This window comes from Streptomyces sp. ISL-94 (assembly GCF_018614075.1).
In the GTDB taxonomy this organism is placed as follows: Bacteria; Actinomycetota; Actinomycetes; order Streptomycetales; family Streptomycetaceae; genus Streptomyces.
The window spans coordinates 68,566-83,278 of the sequence record NZ_JAGGOZ010000045.1 but is presented as its reverse complement, the minus strand read 5'-3'; the positions used below and the strand labels follow the sequence as shown (position 1 = coordinate 83,278).

General features: G+C 71.9%; 13 protein-coding genes. 7 read left to right on the top strand and 6 right to left on the bottom strand.

What is annotated here, in order from left to right; genetic code table 11:
* Window positions 1-130 precede the first annotated feature (130 nt).
* The 3 genes from J7E94_RS16725 to J7E94_RS16715 all read left to right on the top strand — a co-directional run bounded on the left by J7E94_RS16725 (window position 131) and on the right by J7E94_RS16715 (window position 2,618).
* The gene (locus J7E94_RS16725) at window positions 131-1,018 is read left to right on the top strand and encodes an alpha/beta hydrolase (RefSeq protein ID WP_215016218.1); all 888 of its coding nucleotides are present in this window, start codon (window positions 131-133) and stop codon (window positions 1,016-1,018) included.
* 87 nt (window positions 1,019-1,105) lie between these two features.
* Complete coding sequence (locus J7E94_RS16720) at window positions 1,106-1,630, top strand: hypothetical protein (RefSeq protein WP_215016217.1); 525 nt, start codon at window positions 1,106-1,108, stop codon at window positions 1,628-1,630.
* A 13-nt stretch (window positions 1,631-1,643) separates the two neighbouring features.
* Window positions 1,644-2,618, top strand: a complete 975-nt coding sequence (locus J7E94_RS16715) for an LLM class flavin-dependent oxidoreductase (RefSeq protein ID WP_215016216.1) — start codon at window positions 1,644-1,646, stop codon at window positions 2,616-2,618.
* Between the two features lie 5 nt (window positions 2,619-2,623).
* Here J7E94_RS16715 and J7E94_RS16710 read toward each other — a convergent pair whose 3' ends face one another.
* Both J7E94_RS16710 and J7E94_RS16705 read right to left on the bottom strand, forming a co-directional pair.
* Window positions 2,624-3,316: an HAD-IA family hydrolase gene (locus J7E94_RS16710; RefSeq protein WP_215016215.1), complete on the bottom strand. Its 693-nt coding sequence runs from the start codon at window positions 3,314-3,316 to the stop codon at window positions 2,624-2,626.
* 187 nt (window positions 3,317-3,503) lie between these two features.
* Entirely contained in the window at window positions 3,504-4,010 is a 507-nt protein-coding gene (locus J7E94_RS16705) for a peptidoglycan-binding protein (protein ID WP_215016213.1), read from the bottom strand.
* 707 nt (window positions 4,011-4,717) lie between these two features.
* Here J7E94_RS16705 and J7E94_RS16700 point away from each other — a divergent pair.
* On the top strand, window positions 4,718-6,787 hold the full coding sequence (locus J7E94_RS16700) for an MDR family MFS transporter (RefSeq protein WP_215016212.1): 2,070 nt from the start codon (window positions 4,718-4,720) through the stop codon (window positions 6,785-6,787).
* Window positions 6,788-6,797: 10 nt separating this feature from the next.
* On the opposite strand, the gene J7E94_RS16695 is transcribed toward J7E94_RS16700, so the two are convergent.
* The gene (locus tag J7E94_RS16695; protein ID WP_215016211.1) at window positions 6,798-7,292 is read right to left on the bottom strand and encodes a GNAT family N-acetyltransferase; all 495 of its coding nucleotides are present in this window, start codon (window positions 7,290-7,292) and stop codon (window positions 6,798-6,800) included.
* A gap of 108 nt (window positions 7,293-7,400) precedes the next feature.
* Between J7E94_RS16695 and J7E94_RS16690 the strand changes: the two genes are divergently transcribed.
* Window positions 7,401-7,796, top strand: coding sequence for a nuclear transport factor 2 family protein (locus J7E94_RS16690; RefSeq protein ID WP_215016210.1), 396 nt, complete (start codon window positions 7,401-7,403; stop codon window positions 7,794-7,796).
* Window positions 7,797-7,897: 101 nt separating this feature from the next.
* Here the strand turns inward: J7E94_RS16690 and J7E94_RS16685 are convergent, their stop codons facing one another.
* Window positions 7,898-8,281, bottom strand: a complete 384-nt coding sequence (locus J7E94_RS16685) for an antibiotic biosynthesis monooxygenase (protein ID WP_215016209.1) — start codon at window positions 8,279-8,281, stop codon at window positions 7,898-7,900.
* Between the two features lie 259 nt (window positions 8,282-8,540).
* Window positions 8,541-9,158, bottom strand: coding sequence for a hypothetical protein (locus J7E94_RS16680; protein WP_308345161.1), 618 nt, complete (start codon window positions 9,156-9,158; stop codon window positions 8,541-8,543).
* Window positions 9,159-9,763: 605 nt separating this feature from the next.
* On the opposite strand from J7E94_RS16680, the gene J7E94_RS16675 reads away from it, so the two are divergent.
* Entirely contained in the window at window positions 9,764-11,785 is a 2,022-nt protein-coding gene (locus J7E94_RS16675; RefSeq protein WP_308345159.1) for a bifunctional glycosyltransferase 87/phosphatase PAP2 family protein, read from the top strand.
* Between the two features lie 208 nt (window positions 11,786-11,993).
* Here the strand turns inward: J7E94_RS16675 and J7E94_RS16670 are convergent, their stop codons facing one another.
* Complete coding sequence (locus J7E94_RS16670; RefSeq protein WP_215016208.1) at window positions 11,994-13,238, bottom strand: cytochrome P450; 1,245 nt, start codon at window positions 13,236-13,238, stop codon at window positions 11,994-11,996.
* Between the two features lie 243 nt (window positions 13,239-13,481).
* Between J7E94_RS16670 and J7E94_RS16665 the strand changes: the two genes are divergently transcribed.
* Window positions 13,482-14,651 (top strand): steroid 3-ketoacyl-CoA thiolase, encoded by a 1,170-nt coding sequence (locus tag J7E94_RS16665; protein ID WP_215016207.1) that lies wholly within the window; start codon window positions 13,482-13,484, stop codon window positions 14,649-14,651.
* Window positions 14,652-14,713: the final 62 nt, after the last annotated feature.

Here is a 14,713-nt window from a genome sequence, read left to right as displayed (position 1 = left end):
ACCACGGCTCTCTTCCTCCGCAGCACGCGCCGCCACTAAGGCAACTCCGCCTTGTGACAGCCCTGCCCAGGCCGCGAACGTTGGCCTCGGGCACGGCGCGAGCGCTGACCACCCAAGGAAAGGAACCCCGATGGCAACACCCACACGATCAGCCGACAGTGCCGGCCGTGCCGCCGCCGTCCGCTGGGAGCAGGTGTCCATCCCCACCCCCTCCGGAGCCCTCCCGGCCCGGGTGTTCCCGCCGGCCGGGCCCTCCCCGCAGGGCTGGCTGGTGTGGGCCCACGGTGGAAGCTGGCGCGCCGGATCCGCCCAGGACTGGCACGGCGCGACGGCCGAACTCGCCCAGTTCTCCCGCTTCGCGGTGGTGAGCGTCGACTACCGGCTGGCCCCCGACGTACGGCATCCGGCGATGGTCGAGGACATCCTGTCCGCGCTCGCCTGGGCCGGACGGCAGGCCACGGCCGCCGAGGCCACCGGCGCCCGCCGGCCCCTCCTCGCCGTCGGCGGGGACAGTGCCGGCGGCACCCTCGCCGCCTCCGCGGCCCTCGCCTGCCGCGACCGCGGGACGGAACTGGCCGCCCAGGTCCTCGCCTACCCGCCACTGGACCCCGGCTGCACGGCAGCCTCGTACCACCGATTCCCCGACATGTTCCCGACGGCGCCCTACCTCACCGCGGCCTGGCAGGACTACCGGCAGTCGGGCCGGCCGGTCGCCTCCGACGGAACGCGCCTCTACAGCACCCCCTTCGAGGCGTCCGACCTGCGCGGTCTCGCACCGGTCGTCATGGCCACCGGTGACCTCGACCCCGTCAGCGACGACGTGCACCGCTACGGGCGCCTGCTGCGGGCGGCCGGAGTCGAGGTCGCCCTGCGGGAGTTCAAGCAGACCGGCCACGGGGCGTTCCTCCAACCGGGCCGCGGCCCGGGCGGCCCCGGAAACCACTCGACGGTGTCCCTGCGCCGCTGGCTCGGCCTGGCCCTGCACCTCCTCACCTCGCCGGACGGCACAGGCGCCTGACCGAGCCGGCGCAGCTCCCTTCCTCCCCTCCCCTCCCTCCCTCCCTTCCCTTCTCACACCTCACCAGACCACACTCACGGAGCCGACATGACCCCCGACGTCCCCAACCTCGACGCCCTGCTGCGGCACTTCGCCGATCTGCGCGACGGCCGCCACGGAGACGCCGTCACCCGCCCTGACAAGGAGGAGCACTTCCGCACCGCCACCGGACTCCTGGACCCGTACGCCCGCCAGGCCCTGCGCGAGCTCAACGAGGAACTGCTCCTGGGACAGGGCGTGGTGGACACAACCGGCGTCCAACGCGCCCAAGACGGCAGCCTCTTCCACGCCTGGACCCTGTGGTGGGACGAGCAGTCGGCCGCCGACATCCCGCCGGTGACGCTGTACGCGCACTACGGCAGCTCCTTCCACCACCCGCACCTGCGCGGAGCGACCGTCTCCGAATGGCCGCTCAACGTCTTCGACGACGCGCAGGCCGCCGCCGAGCTCCCCACCATGCGGGCCATCGCCGCCGCAGACCTGCACAACCTCGTCTTCCAGGCGGACTTCAGGATCGTGCCCGCGACCATGGCCGGCGCCTCCGGCGTTCCCGCCGCCGCCCACCAGCACTGAAAGGCACCACCTCATGACGAAGCTGCGCCTGTCCGTACTGGACCAGACCCCGGTCGGCGAGGACCACACGCCCGACCAGGCGCTGCGCGCTTCCGTGGACCTCGCCCGCGCCGCGGAAGCACTCGGCTACACCCGGTACTGGGCCGCCGAACACCACGGCTCCCCGGGCTTCGCGAGCAGCGCGCCGGAAATCCTCGCCGGGGCCCTGCTCGCCCACACCTCCCGGATGCGGATCGGAACCGGCGGCGTACTCCTGCCCCGCTACGAGCCGTCGAAGGTCGCCGAGGTCTTCGGAGTCCTGGCCTCCCTCCACCCCGGGCGGGTCGACCTCGGGATCGGGCGCGCCGGCGGCCCCGCGCGTGACTTCCCCGAACGCCTCGCCCGGCTGCGCGCCCTGCTGGGCCCCGACGGGGTCGTGCCGCACGCCCCCGTACCGCCGCAGATGTGGCTGCTGGGCGCGGGCCGCGAGTCGGCACGGCTGGCCGGGCGGCTGGGCACCGAGTTCGCGTTCGGGCACTTCTTCTCCCCGGGCGGCGGCCGTGAGGCGTTCGGCGACTACCGCGACGCCTTCACCGCGTCCACCGGCCGACGGGCGGGCGGGGCGCTCGCCGTGCGCGTGGTGACGGCGGACAGCTCCGGCCGGGCCGAGGAACTGGCCCAGAGCCTCCTGCTGTGGCGCGCCCGCAAGGACCTCGGCCACGACCGGCCCATGCCGTCGTACGAGACCACCCGCCGGCACCGCTGGACGGGTGCGGAGCTGGAGCGGGCCAAGGTGCACCGCACGGCTCTCGTCTCCGGGACGCCCGAGCAGGTGCACAGCTCGCTGACGACGCTGGCCCTCACCCACGGCGTGGACGAGCTGATCATCAACACCCTCACCCCGGACCCGGCCGACCGCCGTCGCTCGTACGAACTCCTGGCCGAGGTCTTCGACCTCTCGACAGCAGCCGACCCTGCGCCGGCCGCCACGGCCGCGCCGGTGGCCTAGGCGTCCTAGGCGGCGGCTGCCGCCGGCCGGAGCGTGATGCGGATCGAGCCGTCGGCGGCGGGCGTCACGGCGAGGGCCGTCAGGTCGGCGACGTGGGCCGTCGGGGCGTGGGCAGCGGCGCGGGGGCCGACCCCGATCACGCGCATGCCCGCGGCCCGTCCGGCGGCGATGCCGGCGGCGGAGTCCTCGAACACGATGCAGTCGGCCGGGTCCACGCCCAGCGCGGCCGCGCCCTTGAGGAAGCCCTCGGGGTCGGGCTTGCCGGCCTCGACGGACTCGGCCGTGACCCGGACCTCGGGCATCGGCAGGGCAGCCGCGGTCATCCGGGCCGTGGCCAGGGCCGCGTCGGCGGAGGTGACCAGGGCGTGCGGCAGTCCGTCGATCGCCGCCATGAACTCCGGGGCGCCCGCGACCGGGACCACCCCGTCGGTGTCGGCGGTCTCGCGGGCGAGCATCACCGCGTTCTCCGCGTGGTTGACCTCCATCGGGCGGTCCGGGAGGAGGACGGCCATGGTGGCGTAGCCCTGGCGGCCGTGGACGACCTTGAGGGCCTCCTGCGGGTCCAGCCCGTGCGACACCGCCCAGTCGCGCCAGCAGCGCTCGACCACCGCGTCGGAGTTGACGATCGTGCCGTCCATGTCCAGGAGCAGGGCCTTGGCGGTGAGGACGACGGGCGCGGTGGTGGTGCTGGCCGGCATCGGCGGGGCTCCAGACGGGGCGGGAAAAGAGAACAAGTGGTTCCGTCCACCGGTCAGGGAATGAGGACGGAACCACTTTGTTCCTACACGATACAAAACGAAGGGCGATCCGCGCTACCGGCACCGGTGTGAGGTTGCCGATGCCCGCCTCTCCCAGCCTCTCCCCGCTCTCCCCGCCTCTCTCTGCCTATCCCTCCAGGGCCCGGCGGGTCACGGGACCGTAGACGCCCCACTCGTTGTCGATGTCGTTCTCGTACTGGAAGGTCGACACCGCGTTCTCGACCTTCCCGTCGAATCGGCCGTTGATCTTGCCCGAGTACAGGCCGCGTGCCGCCAGCAGGCGCTGGAGCTTCTCCACCTCCGGGCCCGAGTCCCCGTAGCGCAGGGTCGGCCCCTCTGCGGGCGGCTTGGAGGAAGGGCTCGCGGAGCGGCTCGCGCTCGGCGACGGGCTCGGGGACGCCGACGCAGAGCGCGACGCGCTCGGCGAGGGCGAAGCCGACTTGGAGGCGCTCGGCGACGCGGAACGCGAGGCCGACGGGCTGCCCGATGCCGAGGCGGTCGGGGACGCGGACGACTCGGCCGGAGCCATGCCCGGAGCAGGCGCCGAGGCCTTCGCGTCGAGCAGCGCGGTGTCACTCCCAGAGGAAGTCGGGAGCACCCACAGCGCCGCCGCCGTCCCACCCACGGCGATCACCGCGCCGGCACCGAGCAGGATCGGCAGCAGCCGCCGGGAAGCCCGGCCGCCGTTCCGCTCCTCCGGGCCCCCGCCCCCGCCCCTTCCCCCGCCCCCAGCGTTTGCGGACAGCGTCGTCCCGGGCGCCGGAGCCGCCGGACCCGCTGGCATCGCAGGACCCGCTGGAGCCGCCGGACCAGTCGGACCCGCCGGACCAACTGGACCCGCCGGACCCGCCGGACCCGCCGGACCCGCCGGACCCGCCGGACCCGCCGGACCCGCCGGACCCGCCGGACCCGCCGGACCCGCCGGACCCGCCGGGATAGGCGGAACCGCTGGGAGGCGGACCGTCGCGTCCGAGTCCGGCCACGGCTGCTGGACCGGCGCTGCGGGTATCCCGTACGCCGGGGTGCCGGTGCCGCCCTGGGCCGGCACCCCGCGCGGCAGCGGCGGCGACGGCGGGGGCGCCGCCTCGTCGGGCTCGGCCGGATCTGGCAACGTCACGTACGGACGGATGCGCAAGGGGTCGAAACCCACACCCGGCGCACACCGGCAGCCGGCGCCTACAGCGCCGCAATCTGGACAGTGCTCACCGTTCACTGGAATCCCTCCGTGGCTATTGCCAGCGATTATGCAGACCCGCCGCGCCCCACCCAACCCCCTTCGAGAGGCCATAACCGGACACACCACGCAGGATGGAGATGTTGATCCGGCCTGAGGAGGAATCGATGGCTCAGGATGTGACCACGGAAGCCGCGGACCCCGGTCGCGGCTCGCAGAAGCCCGGTGCGGCGGCCGAACGCGCCTCCCGCGAGGTGCTCATCTCCATCGGCGCCCTGCTCCTGGGCCTGTTCATCGCCGCACTCGACCAGACCATCGTCTCCACCGCATTGCCCACCATCGTCAGCGACCTCGGCGGCATGGCGCACCTCTCCTGGGTCGTCACCGCCTACATGCTCGCCTCCACCGCCGCCACCCCCCTGTGGGGCAAGCTCGGCGACCAGTACGGGCGCAAGAAGCTCTTCCAGTACGCCATCGTCCTCTTCCTCATCGGCTCCGCCCTCTGCGGCCTCGCCCAGAACATGCCCCAGCTCATCGGCTACCGCGCCCTGCAGGGCCTGGGCGGCGGCGGACTGATCGTGCTGTCCATGGCGATCGTCGGCGACATCGTCCCGCCCCGCGAGCGCGGCAAGTACCAAGGCCTCTTCGGCGCCGTCTTCGGCGCGACCAGCGTCCTGGGCCCGCTGCTGGGCGGCCTCTTCGTCGACCACCTGTCCTGGCGCTGGGTCTTCTACATCAACCTCCCCATCGGTCTCGTCGCACTCGCCGTGATCGCCGCGGCCCTGCACATCCCCGTGCGCTCCTCGAAGCACACCATCGACTACCTCGGCACCTTGCTCATCGCCTCCGTCGCCACCTGCCTCGTGCTCGTCGCCTCCCTCGGCGGCACCTGGGGCTGGGGCTCGGCCCGGATCATCGGGCTCGCCGTGCTCGGCGCCGTGCTGCTCGTCGCCTTCGTTCTCGCGGAGCGCAAGGCCGCCGAACCCGTCCTGCCGCTCGGTCTCTTCCGCATCCGCACCTTCACCCTCTGCTCGGTGATCAGCTTCGTCGTCGGCTTCGCGATGTTCGGTGCGATGGTCTACCTCCCGACCTTCCTCCAGGTGGTCCAGGGCGTCTCCCCGACCATGTCGGGCGTCCACATGCTGCCGATGGTGCTCGGCATGCTGATCTCCTCCACCGCCTCCGGCCAGATCGTCAGCCGCACCGGCCGGTGGAAGGTCTTCCCCATCGCCGGCACCGCCGTCACCGCCCTCGGTCTGCTCCTCCTTCACCAGCTGCACCGCACCAGCTCGACCTGGGAGATGAGCGCCTACTTCTTCGTCTTCGGCGTCGGACTCGGCCTCGTCATGCAGGTGCTGGTCCTGGTCGTGCAGAACTCCGTCAGCTACGCCGACCTCGGCGTCGCCACCTCCGGTGCCACCTTCTTCCGCTCCATCGGCGCCTCCTTCGGCGTCGCGATCTTCGGCACGGTCTTCACCAACCGGCTCGACGACAAACTCGCCAGCGCCCTCACCGGCATCCCGCTGCCACCCGGCGCGAGCGCCGCGCAGCTGGAGGCCGACCCGCGGGCCATCGGCGCACTCCCCGCCGAGCTGCGCCCCCGCGTGCTCGACGCCTACGCCACCTCCATCACCGACGTCTTCCTCTACGCCGTGCCCATCGTCCTGCTGGCCTTCCTCGTCGCCTGGTTCCTGAGGGAGGACAAGCTCCGCGCCTCGGTCATGGCACCCGACGTGACGGAGACCCTCGCCTCCAACCCCGTCGAGCGCTCCTCCCACGACGAGGTCGCCCGGGCCCTGTCGGTCCTCGGCACCAAGGAGGGCCGCCGGCACGTCTACGAGAAGATCACTGAGAGGGCGGGCTACGACCTGCTGCCCGCAGGGAGCTGGCTGCTGCTGCGGATCAACAAGTACGGCTCCGCCGAACCCGCCCTGCTGGCCGAGCGCACCATCGTCCCGCTGAAGGCCATCACCGAGGCCGCCCGCCAGATCGAGGGGCGCGGGCTGGCCGTCCGCGACGGACTGCCGCTGATCCTGACAGACAAGGGCCGCGAGGCGGCCGCCAAGCTGGCCGCCGCCCGGCAGGAGTCCCTGGCCGAGCTGCTCGGCGACTGGTGGGGCCCGGACCGGCCGACCGACCTGGTCAAGCTCGTCAGCGAGATCAACGCCGAGCTCTGCGGATCCGACGCGGAGGAGCCCTACGAAGCCGCGACGCGGCGGGACCACGCGGTGCGCTGACGAGGACCGCTCAGACGAGGCGCTTCTCGAACCAGTGCTCCGCATACGGGCCCGAGTTGTAGGCGGGTATCTCCTCGTACCCGCTCCGCGCGTACAACGCGCGGGCCTCCACGAGATCCGACCTCGTGTCCAGCCGCACCCACTCGGCGCCCAGCGCACGGCCCTGCGCTTCCAGGGCCTCGAGCAGCGCCGCCCCGCCGCCGGTACCGCGGGCGCGCGGGTCGACGTACACCCGTGTGAGCTCGGCGGTGACGGGGTCGAGCAGGCGTATCCCGCCGCAGGAGAGCGGCTCGCCTTGGAGCCGGCCGACCACGAACCGGCCCGTCGGCGGGACCAGCTCGTCCGCCGGGAAGTCCAGCATCCCCTGGTCGATCTCGGCCTCGGTGACGGTCCGCTTCCAGTACCGCCCGGCGACCTCGGCGTAGTACGCGCGGCGCAGAGCGGTGGCGTCGGAGGTGGTGAAGGGCTCGGGGGTCACGGTCCATGAGGTGGTGTGAGTGCTCATGGCGTCATTGTGGAGTCGCGGTCGATCTCCCGCGTTGGAATATCCACAGGCACGGGCTGATGATGAGAAAAGATGACAATTCGCGTGTGCGTGGAGGGTGTGAAAGACATGGCTGAGCATCCCGACTGTGCCCTGGTCCGCCGTGGCTACGAGGCGTTCGGCAAGGGCGACCTGGAGACCATCGGCTCGCTGTTGACCGCAGATGTCATCCAGCACGTGCCCGGGAACAACCCGCTGTCCGGGCACCACAAGGGGCGGGAGAACGTCCTCGACTACCACCGCCGCCTCGGCGAGGAGACCAACGGCACCTTCCAGGTCCACCTGGAATCGGTACTGGCGGACGGGCGGGGGCACGTCATGAGCTTCCACACGGCGCGCGGCGACCGCGGGGACCGGGGGATCGAGATCCGCCAGGGCCTCTTCTTCACCATCGTCGGGGGGAAGATCACCGACATCGACCAGTGCACCGCGGACATCGACGAGGAAGACGCCTTCTGGAGCTGAGGCGCTCCAGAAGACAGAAGACAGAAGACAGAAGACAGGGTGTGAGGCCCGGGGCCGCCCGGTTGCAGGTGCTGCCCCGGGCCTCACACATGTCCGAGGTCTCAGGCCTTCTTCGGCGCCGCCTGCTGCACGACCTCGAAGGACCACACCGACGACCCGGTCGCCGCCGGCTTCGGCCGCTCGCCGCCGCCCTCACCACCGGCCGCGCCCGCGCCCCCGCCCTGGTGGGCGGCCTTCATCGGCCCCTCCATCCACGCCTGGAAGTCCTCCTCCGAGCGCCAGCGCGTGTAGACCAGGTACTGGTCGGTGCCCTCCACCGGGCGCAGCAGCTCGAACCACTCGAAGCCGTCGGAGGACTCCACAGCCCCTGCCCGCGAGGCGAAGCGCTGCTCCAGCACCTCCCGCTGCTCGGCGGGAACGGTCAGCGCGTTGATCTTTACCACACTAGGCACATGACACCTCTCAGGAATCACAAGCCGGGCCATGCGCCCGGCCTTGACGATCTGCGTGCTGTCTCAGTGTCGTATGCCGCGCACCAGCAAACGGCGTCCGGAGCACGGACGGCGCGGGGCTGATCGCCGTTCAGGCCCTCCGGCCGTCGTCTCCGGAGACGACGATGCTCCGCCTCCGTCGGCAGCACTCTTGGGCCGGCAGCCCGTTCCCGTCGATCAGCCCGCACGCGCGCTCCACGAGGAGTTCACCGGGTACGGGTACGGGTACGGGCGCGGGTTCGCCGGTTGCTGGTCACGCCATGGCAAAGTCCGCCGCCACGTGGAAGATGCGCGAGAATCCCGCCCGCACGGCGCCCCGCCGGGTGAGTACGGAGCGGTCGACTCCGGTGAACACGACGGCGAGCGCGATGTCGGCCCCGAGGGCCCGGCCCTTCACGCTCACCTCGGCGCGCTTCCTCTTGCCGAAGCCGGATTCCCTGACCGTGACGGTGACCCCGCGATCCTGGTTGTCCGCCTCGCGCATGACGACGTACTCCCGGCGGCTGACCGCCCACAGCCGGTAGCCATCGCCGGCGTGCTTCATGTGCAGGGCGCGGCCACGGCGCGTGACCCCCCAACGGTTCCGCTTCAGGTACACCCTCGCGTCGCCGACACGCAGCGTCGCCCCGTTCAGGGTCGGCCGCTCGGTGACCATCACCTGGATTCCGCGCGACTGAAAGACGGCTCTGGGGACCAGCCCGCCGGTGACCTCGGTGGCGCGGACGTCGTCCTGCGCGTGGGGCAGCGAGGCCACGGTGATCTCGCCCCACTCCGGAGAGGTCCCCCGCCAGCCGGTACGGCGAGGCCGGCCCTTCTCGCCGCCCTGCCAGGTGCTCAGCACGAACGGAGTGCTCTGGGTATGCATGTCCATGTCTTCCTGGCTAGTCGAACGGCTTCAGCGCGCTGCCGAGCTTCTCGGCCCCCATTGGCCAGGGAGCCCCCGGAGCCCCCGCGGTGCCCGGCCTTCCCCGGGCCTGTGCCGATGGCCTCGTGGTTGTCCCAGACCAGCGCGGCGCCGTAGGCGGTGCCGGTCCCACAGCCAATCCGGCGGTCACCGGACCGGGCGCCACCGGCAGTGCGGTCATCGAAGCGCTGAACGCCATCCCGGTCGGGTCGGTCGCGAATTTCGCCGGATCCTCCGTGACGGAAGACCTCGGCGCGTACACCGGACCGCGGAAACTGCGGCTCGAAGGCCGGCGGGGCCCCTTTGTCTCCGCCGTGAGCGGCGGCGTCAGGGGGTTGCGCCGAGTGCCTCTCATGGCGGCCTGGCTGGGACGGGACACCCGCAGGTGAGCGCCTATGGCCGTGCCCTGCCGGCTTTGTTGATCTCCATGAGGCCCATGCGGGCCATCCTAGGGATCCCGCCCGGGATATCGTCGTGCCGGTAAGGGAACGGCGCGGTATGAAACGCGGTACGAGACGCGGCGGCCAGGCGAAGTCAGGGTTGCGGTCAACAGGGCGGGAGGCCGGCGAGGCGTGGCTAACGCGGCAGAGCACAGCGGTGCGAACGGACATGCCGGAGTCATAGGCGATGGCGGCAGACTCGGGGCGGCACGCCTTCTGCTGTGGGCGCTGGCCGGCGCCCTCGCCGTCAGACAGGCCGCCGCCGTGCTGCGCGTCCCACCGGGCGAGTGGCTGAGCGGCTTCCACCTCCCCGGCAGCCTCCCCGGCTCGCTCTACGACGCCGGCCAGTTCACCGGCACCCCCTTCGCCGGGCTGGTCCTCAGGCCCTTCCTCGGCCTCGCCGCGCCGTCGCTGGAGGTCGCCTGGACCTGTGTGACGCTGCTGTTCGTCGCCGCGATCGGGCTCGTCGCCGCGCGCGGCCTGCCCGACCCCGTGCCGCGCCGCACCGCGCTGCTCGCCGCGCCCGTGCTGACCGCCCTGATGATGGTCTCGCTGCCCGTCCGCGAGGCCGCATCGCCCGGTCAGACCGCCGTCCTGCCGGTGCTGCTGGTGCTCCTGGCCGTCTTCCGGGTCCCCGGCGAACGCCCGGCCGGCTTCCTCATCGGCCTCGCCGCCGCCCTCCAGCCCGCCCTGCTGCTCTTCGTCCCGCTGCTGTGGCTGACCGGCCGCCGCCCCACCGCGCGGGCCGCCGCCCTGACCTTCGCCGGAGCCACCGCCCTGTCCTGGGCGGCGCTGCCCCGCGACTCCTGGACGTACTGGATCCAGCACCTCGCCGGCACCGGCCTCGGCGGCGCCCCCGACGGCCTCGCCAACCAGTCCGTGCACGGCGCCCTGTTGCGGCTCGGGCTCAGCGGCCCCGGCGAGATCGTCCTCTACGTCGCCCTCGCGGCCGGGATCACCTGGTTCGGCCTGCGCCGCGCCGCCCGCTACGCCCGCGACGGGCAGCTGCTGCTCGCCGTCGCCATCACCGGCTGCGTGGCCGTCGCCGTGTCCCCGGCCGGCTGGCGCCACCAGCTGCTGTGGGTACTGCTCGCCGTCGCGGGCAAGGTCGGCCGACGGGCCGCCGACCGGCCCGTGTGGCCGGTGGCCGTCGTCCTCGCCATGACCCTGCCCAGCGCCGTGCTGCTGCCGAACCTGGCCGCGCTGGCTCCCGTACGCGACAACGTGCTGCTCCTCGCCGCGCTGGCCGCCGCCTGCGCCGTGCCGTTCCTGCCGCGCTCGTCCCCGTACTGGCGCGAACCCGTTCCGACCGCCTACGGCCGCCCGGCCGCCGCCCGCTGGTCGCGCGTGCCGCTGCTGCCGTTCTGGCGGCGCGTACTGTCCCGCCCCAACCTGCTGCTGGAACTCCTGCTGATACGGGTCGGGTACTCGCTCTACTCACACATCCGCGCCGCCGCCCCCACCAGCCGCTCCCTCGCCGAGGGCAACGGCAGCCAGATCCACGGCATCGAGCGGGCGCTGGGCATCGACATCGAGCACGCCGTGAACCACGCCGTCGTGAACACGCCCTGGCTGGAGGCGTTCTTCAACTTCTACTACACCTCCTTCCACTTCGTGGTCCCGCTGACGATCCTCGCGGTCCTGTACTGGCGCCGCCCCGGCGACTACCGCTGGGCCCGGGCCTCCCTCGGCCTGGCCACCGTCCTCGCCCTCATAGGCTTCTGGCTCTACCCGCTCGCCCCGCCGCGCCTGATGCCCGCCCTCGGCTTCATCGACACCGTCCACGGGCCGCAGGACCTGGCCAACCCCTCGTACGGGGCCATGACCGCGATCTCCAACCAGTACGCGGCGATGCCCTCGCTGCACTTCGGCTGGTCGCTGTGGTGCGGGATCGTGATCGTGGTGCTGGCGCCCAAGGGCTGGCAGAAGCTGCTCGGCGTGCTGCACCCGCTGATCACCGTCTGCGCGATCGTCGCCACCGCCAACCACTGGGTGCTCGACGCGGTGGGCGGCGCGGCCGTCGTCGCCGCCGGCTTCGGCCTCGTGTACGCGCTGTCGGGCCCGCGCCGCCTCCACCTGACCGTGCCGACCCAGCGGCCGGCGGCCGAGCCGAGCGGGGAAGCACAGGTCAGAACCCCCGCGCGGGCATCCTGAGCCCCGAGCATTCGAAACAGACCGTCTTACCGGAGGACCGCCCGCGATCGACGCCCATGCCCCGACGAGGGCGTCGAGATCGCCGCTGTCTGTAAGGATCACGCCGTTGGGGCGGGGCCGCCACTCGAACGGGTGCGGTCGGGCCCGGGCAGGGGACGGCAGGGGCCGGGGCGTGGGAGGTGTGGTCCCTGCCGTCCTGGATCCGTCGTCAGCCGTGGCTGACGCGGAGTTCCTTGATGCCGTTGAGCCAGGCCGCGCGCAGGCGGCGCGGGTCTTCGCCCGTCAGGCGGAGGTCCGGCAGGGCGTCGGCCAGGGCGTTGAAGATCAGATCGATCTCCATGATGGCCAGGGACTTGCCGAGGCAGAAGTGCGGGCCGCCGCCGCCGAAGCCGAGGTGCGGGTTCGGGTCGCGGGTGATGTCGAAGGCGTCCGGGTTCTCGAAGACCTCGGGGTCGTGGTTGGCCGAGGAGTAGAAGAGGCCGACCCGGTCTCCCGCCTTGATCTTCTGGCCGCCCAGATCAGTGTCCTGGGTGGCGGTGCGCTGGAAGGACACCACCGGAGTGGCCCAGCGGACTATCTCCTCGGCCGCCGTGGAGGGACGGGACGCCTTGTACAGCTCCCACTGGTCGGGGTGGGTCAGGAAGGCGTGCATGCCGTGGCTGATGGCGTTGCGCGTGGTCTCGTTGCCCGCGACCGCCAGCAGCAGCACGAAGAAGCCGAACTCGTCGGAGGCCAGGTTGCCCTGGCCTTCGGCAGCCACGAGCTGCGTGACGATGTCCTTGGCCGGGCACTCCTTGCGCTCGGCGGACAGGGTCATCGCGTAGCCGATGAGCTCCATCGCCGCGTTGGAGCCCACCTCCTCCGTGATCGCGTACTCCGGGTCGTCGTAGGCGATCATCTTGTTCGACCAGTCGAAGATCTTGGCGCGGTCCTTCTGCGGTACGCCGATCAGTTCGGCGATGGCCTGGAGGGGGAGCTCGCAGGCCACTTGGGTGACGAAGTCGAAACTGCCGTCCGCTGCCGCTGCCGCTGCCTCCTCGGCGATCTTCCGGGCCCGGTCCCGCAGGGCGTCTTCCAGTCCGCGGATGGCCCGCGGGGTGAAGCCGCGCTGCACGATCTGGCGTACGCGGGTGTGTTCCGGCGGGTCCATGTTCAGCATGATCAGACGCTGGGCATCTATCGCATCACGCCGGATGTGCTCGTTGAAGCGGATGATCGCCGTGTTGGCGGTGGAGGAGAACAGCTCGGGGTGCGTGGAGACGTACTTGACGTCCGCGTGCCGGGTCACGACCCAGTAGCCCTCGTCGTCGAAGCCGGTGATGCCCCGCCGCTGGGGACACCACCACACGGGTGCGGTCTGCCGCAGCTGTGCGAACTCCGGGAGCGGGACCCGGCTTTGGAGCAGGTCGGGATCGGTGGCGTCGAAGCCTTCGGGCAGCGCGGGACAGGACATCGGGGCAACTCCAAAGTCTGACGGCCCATCAGAAGTTGGCTTGAAGGTAGTAACGAGTTCTAGAAGTGACAAGGGTCGCGGCGCCAACTGTTGCGTGTGGAATCCGTGCAGGGCGCGTGCAAGACCCTTGCGTGACGGGGCTCCGGGTCATAAGACTGCACGGAGAACTAGAACGCGTACTAGTTCGGGGCGGGGCGCCGGGACGGCCCGCCGCGCCGGCGCAGTGCAGGAGAGGACGAGCTCATGGCCGCGGAACCCGTCATCGTCGAAGCCGTACGCACCCCCATCGGCAAGCGCGGGGGCGCGCTCGCCAACCTCCATCCCGCCTACCTCCTCGGCGAGACCTACCGCGAGCTCCTCGCCCGTACCGGAATCCAGCCCGACTGCGTCGAGCAGATCGTCGGCGGCACCGTCACCCACGCCGGCGAGCAGTCGATGAACCCCGCCCGCAACGCCTGGCTCGCCATGGGCCTGCCGTACGAGACCGCCGCGACCACGGTGGACTGCCAGTGCGGCAGCTCCCAGCAGGCCAACCACATGGTCGCCAACATGATCTCCGGCGGTGTCATGGACATCGGCATCGCCTGCGGGGTCGAGGCCATGAGCCGCGTCCCGCTGGGGTCGGGATCCAAGCACGGGCCCGGCAAGCCGTTCCCGGACGAGTGGAACGTCGACCTCCCCAACCAGTTCGAGGCCGCCGAGCGGATCGCCCGCCACCGGGGCCTGACCCGCGAGGACGTCGACAGGCTGGGCGTGCTCTCCCAGGAGCGGGCCGCGGCCGCCTGGGCCGAGGAGCGCTTCAAGCGCGAGACCTTCGCCGTCCAGGTGCCGACCACGGAGGAGGAGCAGGCCGCCGGACAGGGCATGTGGCGGCTGGTCGACCGCGACGAGGGCCTGCGCGACACCTCCATGGAGGCGCTGGCCCGGCTCAAGCCGGTCATGCCGACCGCCGTGCACACCGCCGGGAACTCCTCGCAGATATCCGACGGGGCCGCCGCCGTGATGTGGGCTTCGCGCAAGATGGCCCGCGCGCTCAAGCTGCGGCCGCGCGCGCGGATCGTCGCCCAGACCCTCGTCGGCGCCGACCCGCACTACCACCTCGACGGGCCGATCGACGCGACGCGCGCCGTGCTCGGCAAGGCCGGCATGTCCCTCAAGGACATCGACCTCGTCGAGATCAACGAGGCCTTCGCCTCCGTCGTCCTCAGCTGGGCCCGGGTCTTCGACCAGGACCTGGAGAAGGTCAACGTCAACGGCGGCGCCATCGCGCTCGGCCACCCCGTCGGCGCCACCGGCGCCCGGCTGATCACCACCGCACTGCACGAGCTGGAGCGGCGCGACAAGGAGTTCGCGCTGATCACCATGTGCGCGGGCGGCGCGCTGGCGACCGGCACGATCATCCAGCGCCTGTAGGCGCTGCACACAGACCCCGTGGGATGGGATGCAGAAGGCCCCGGAGGCCGGACCTGGGGAGG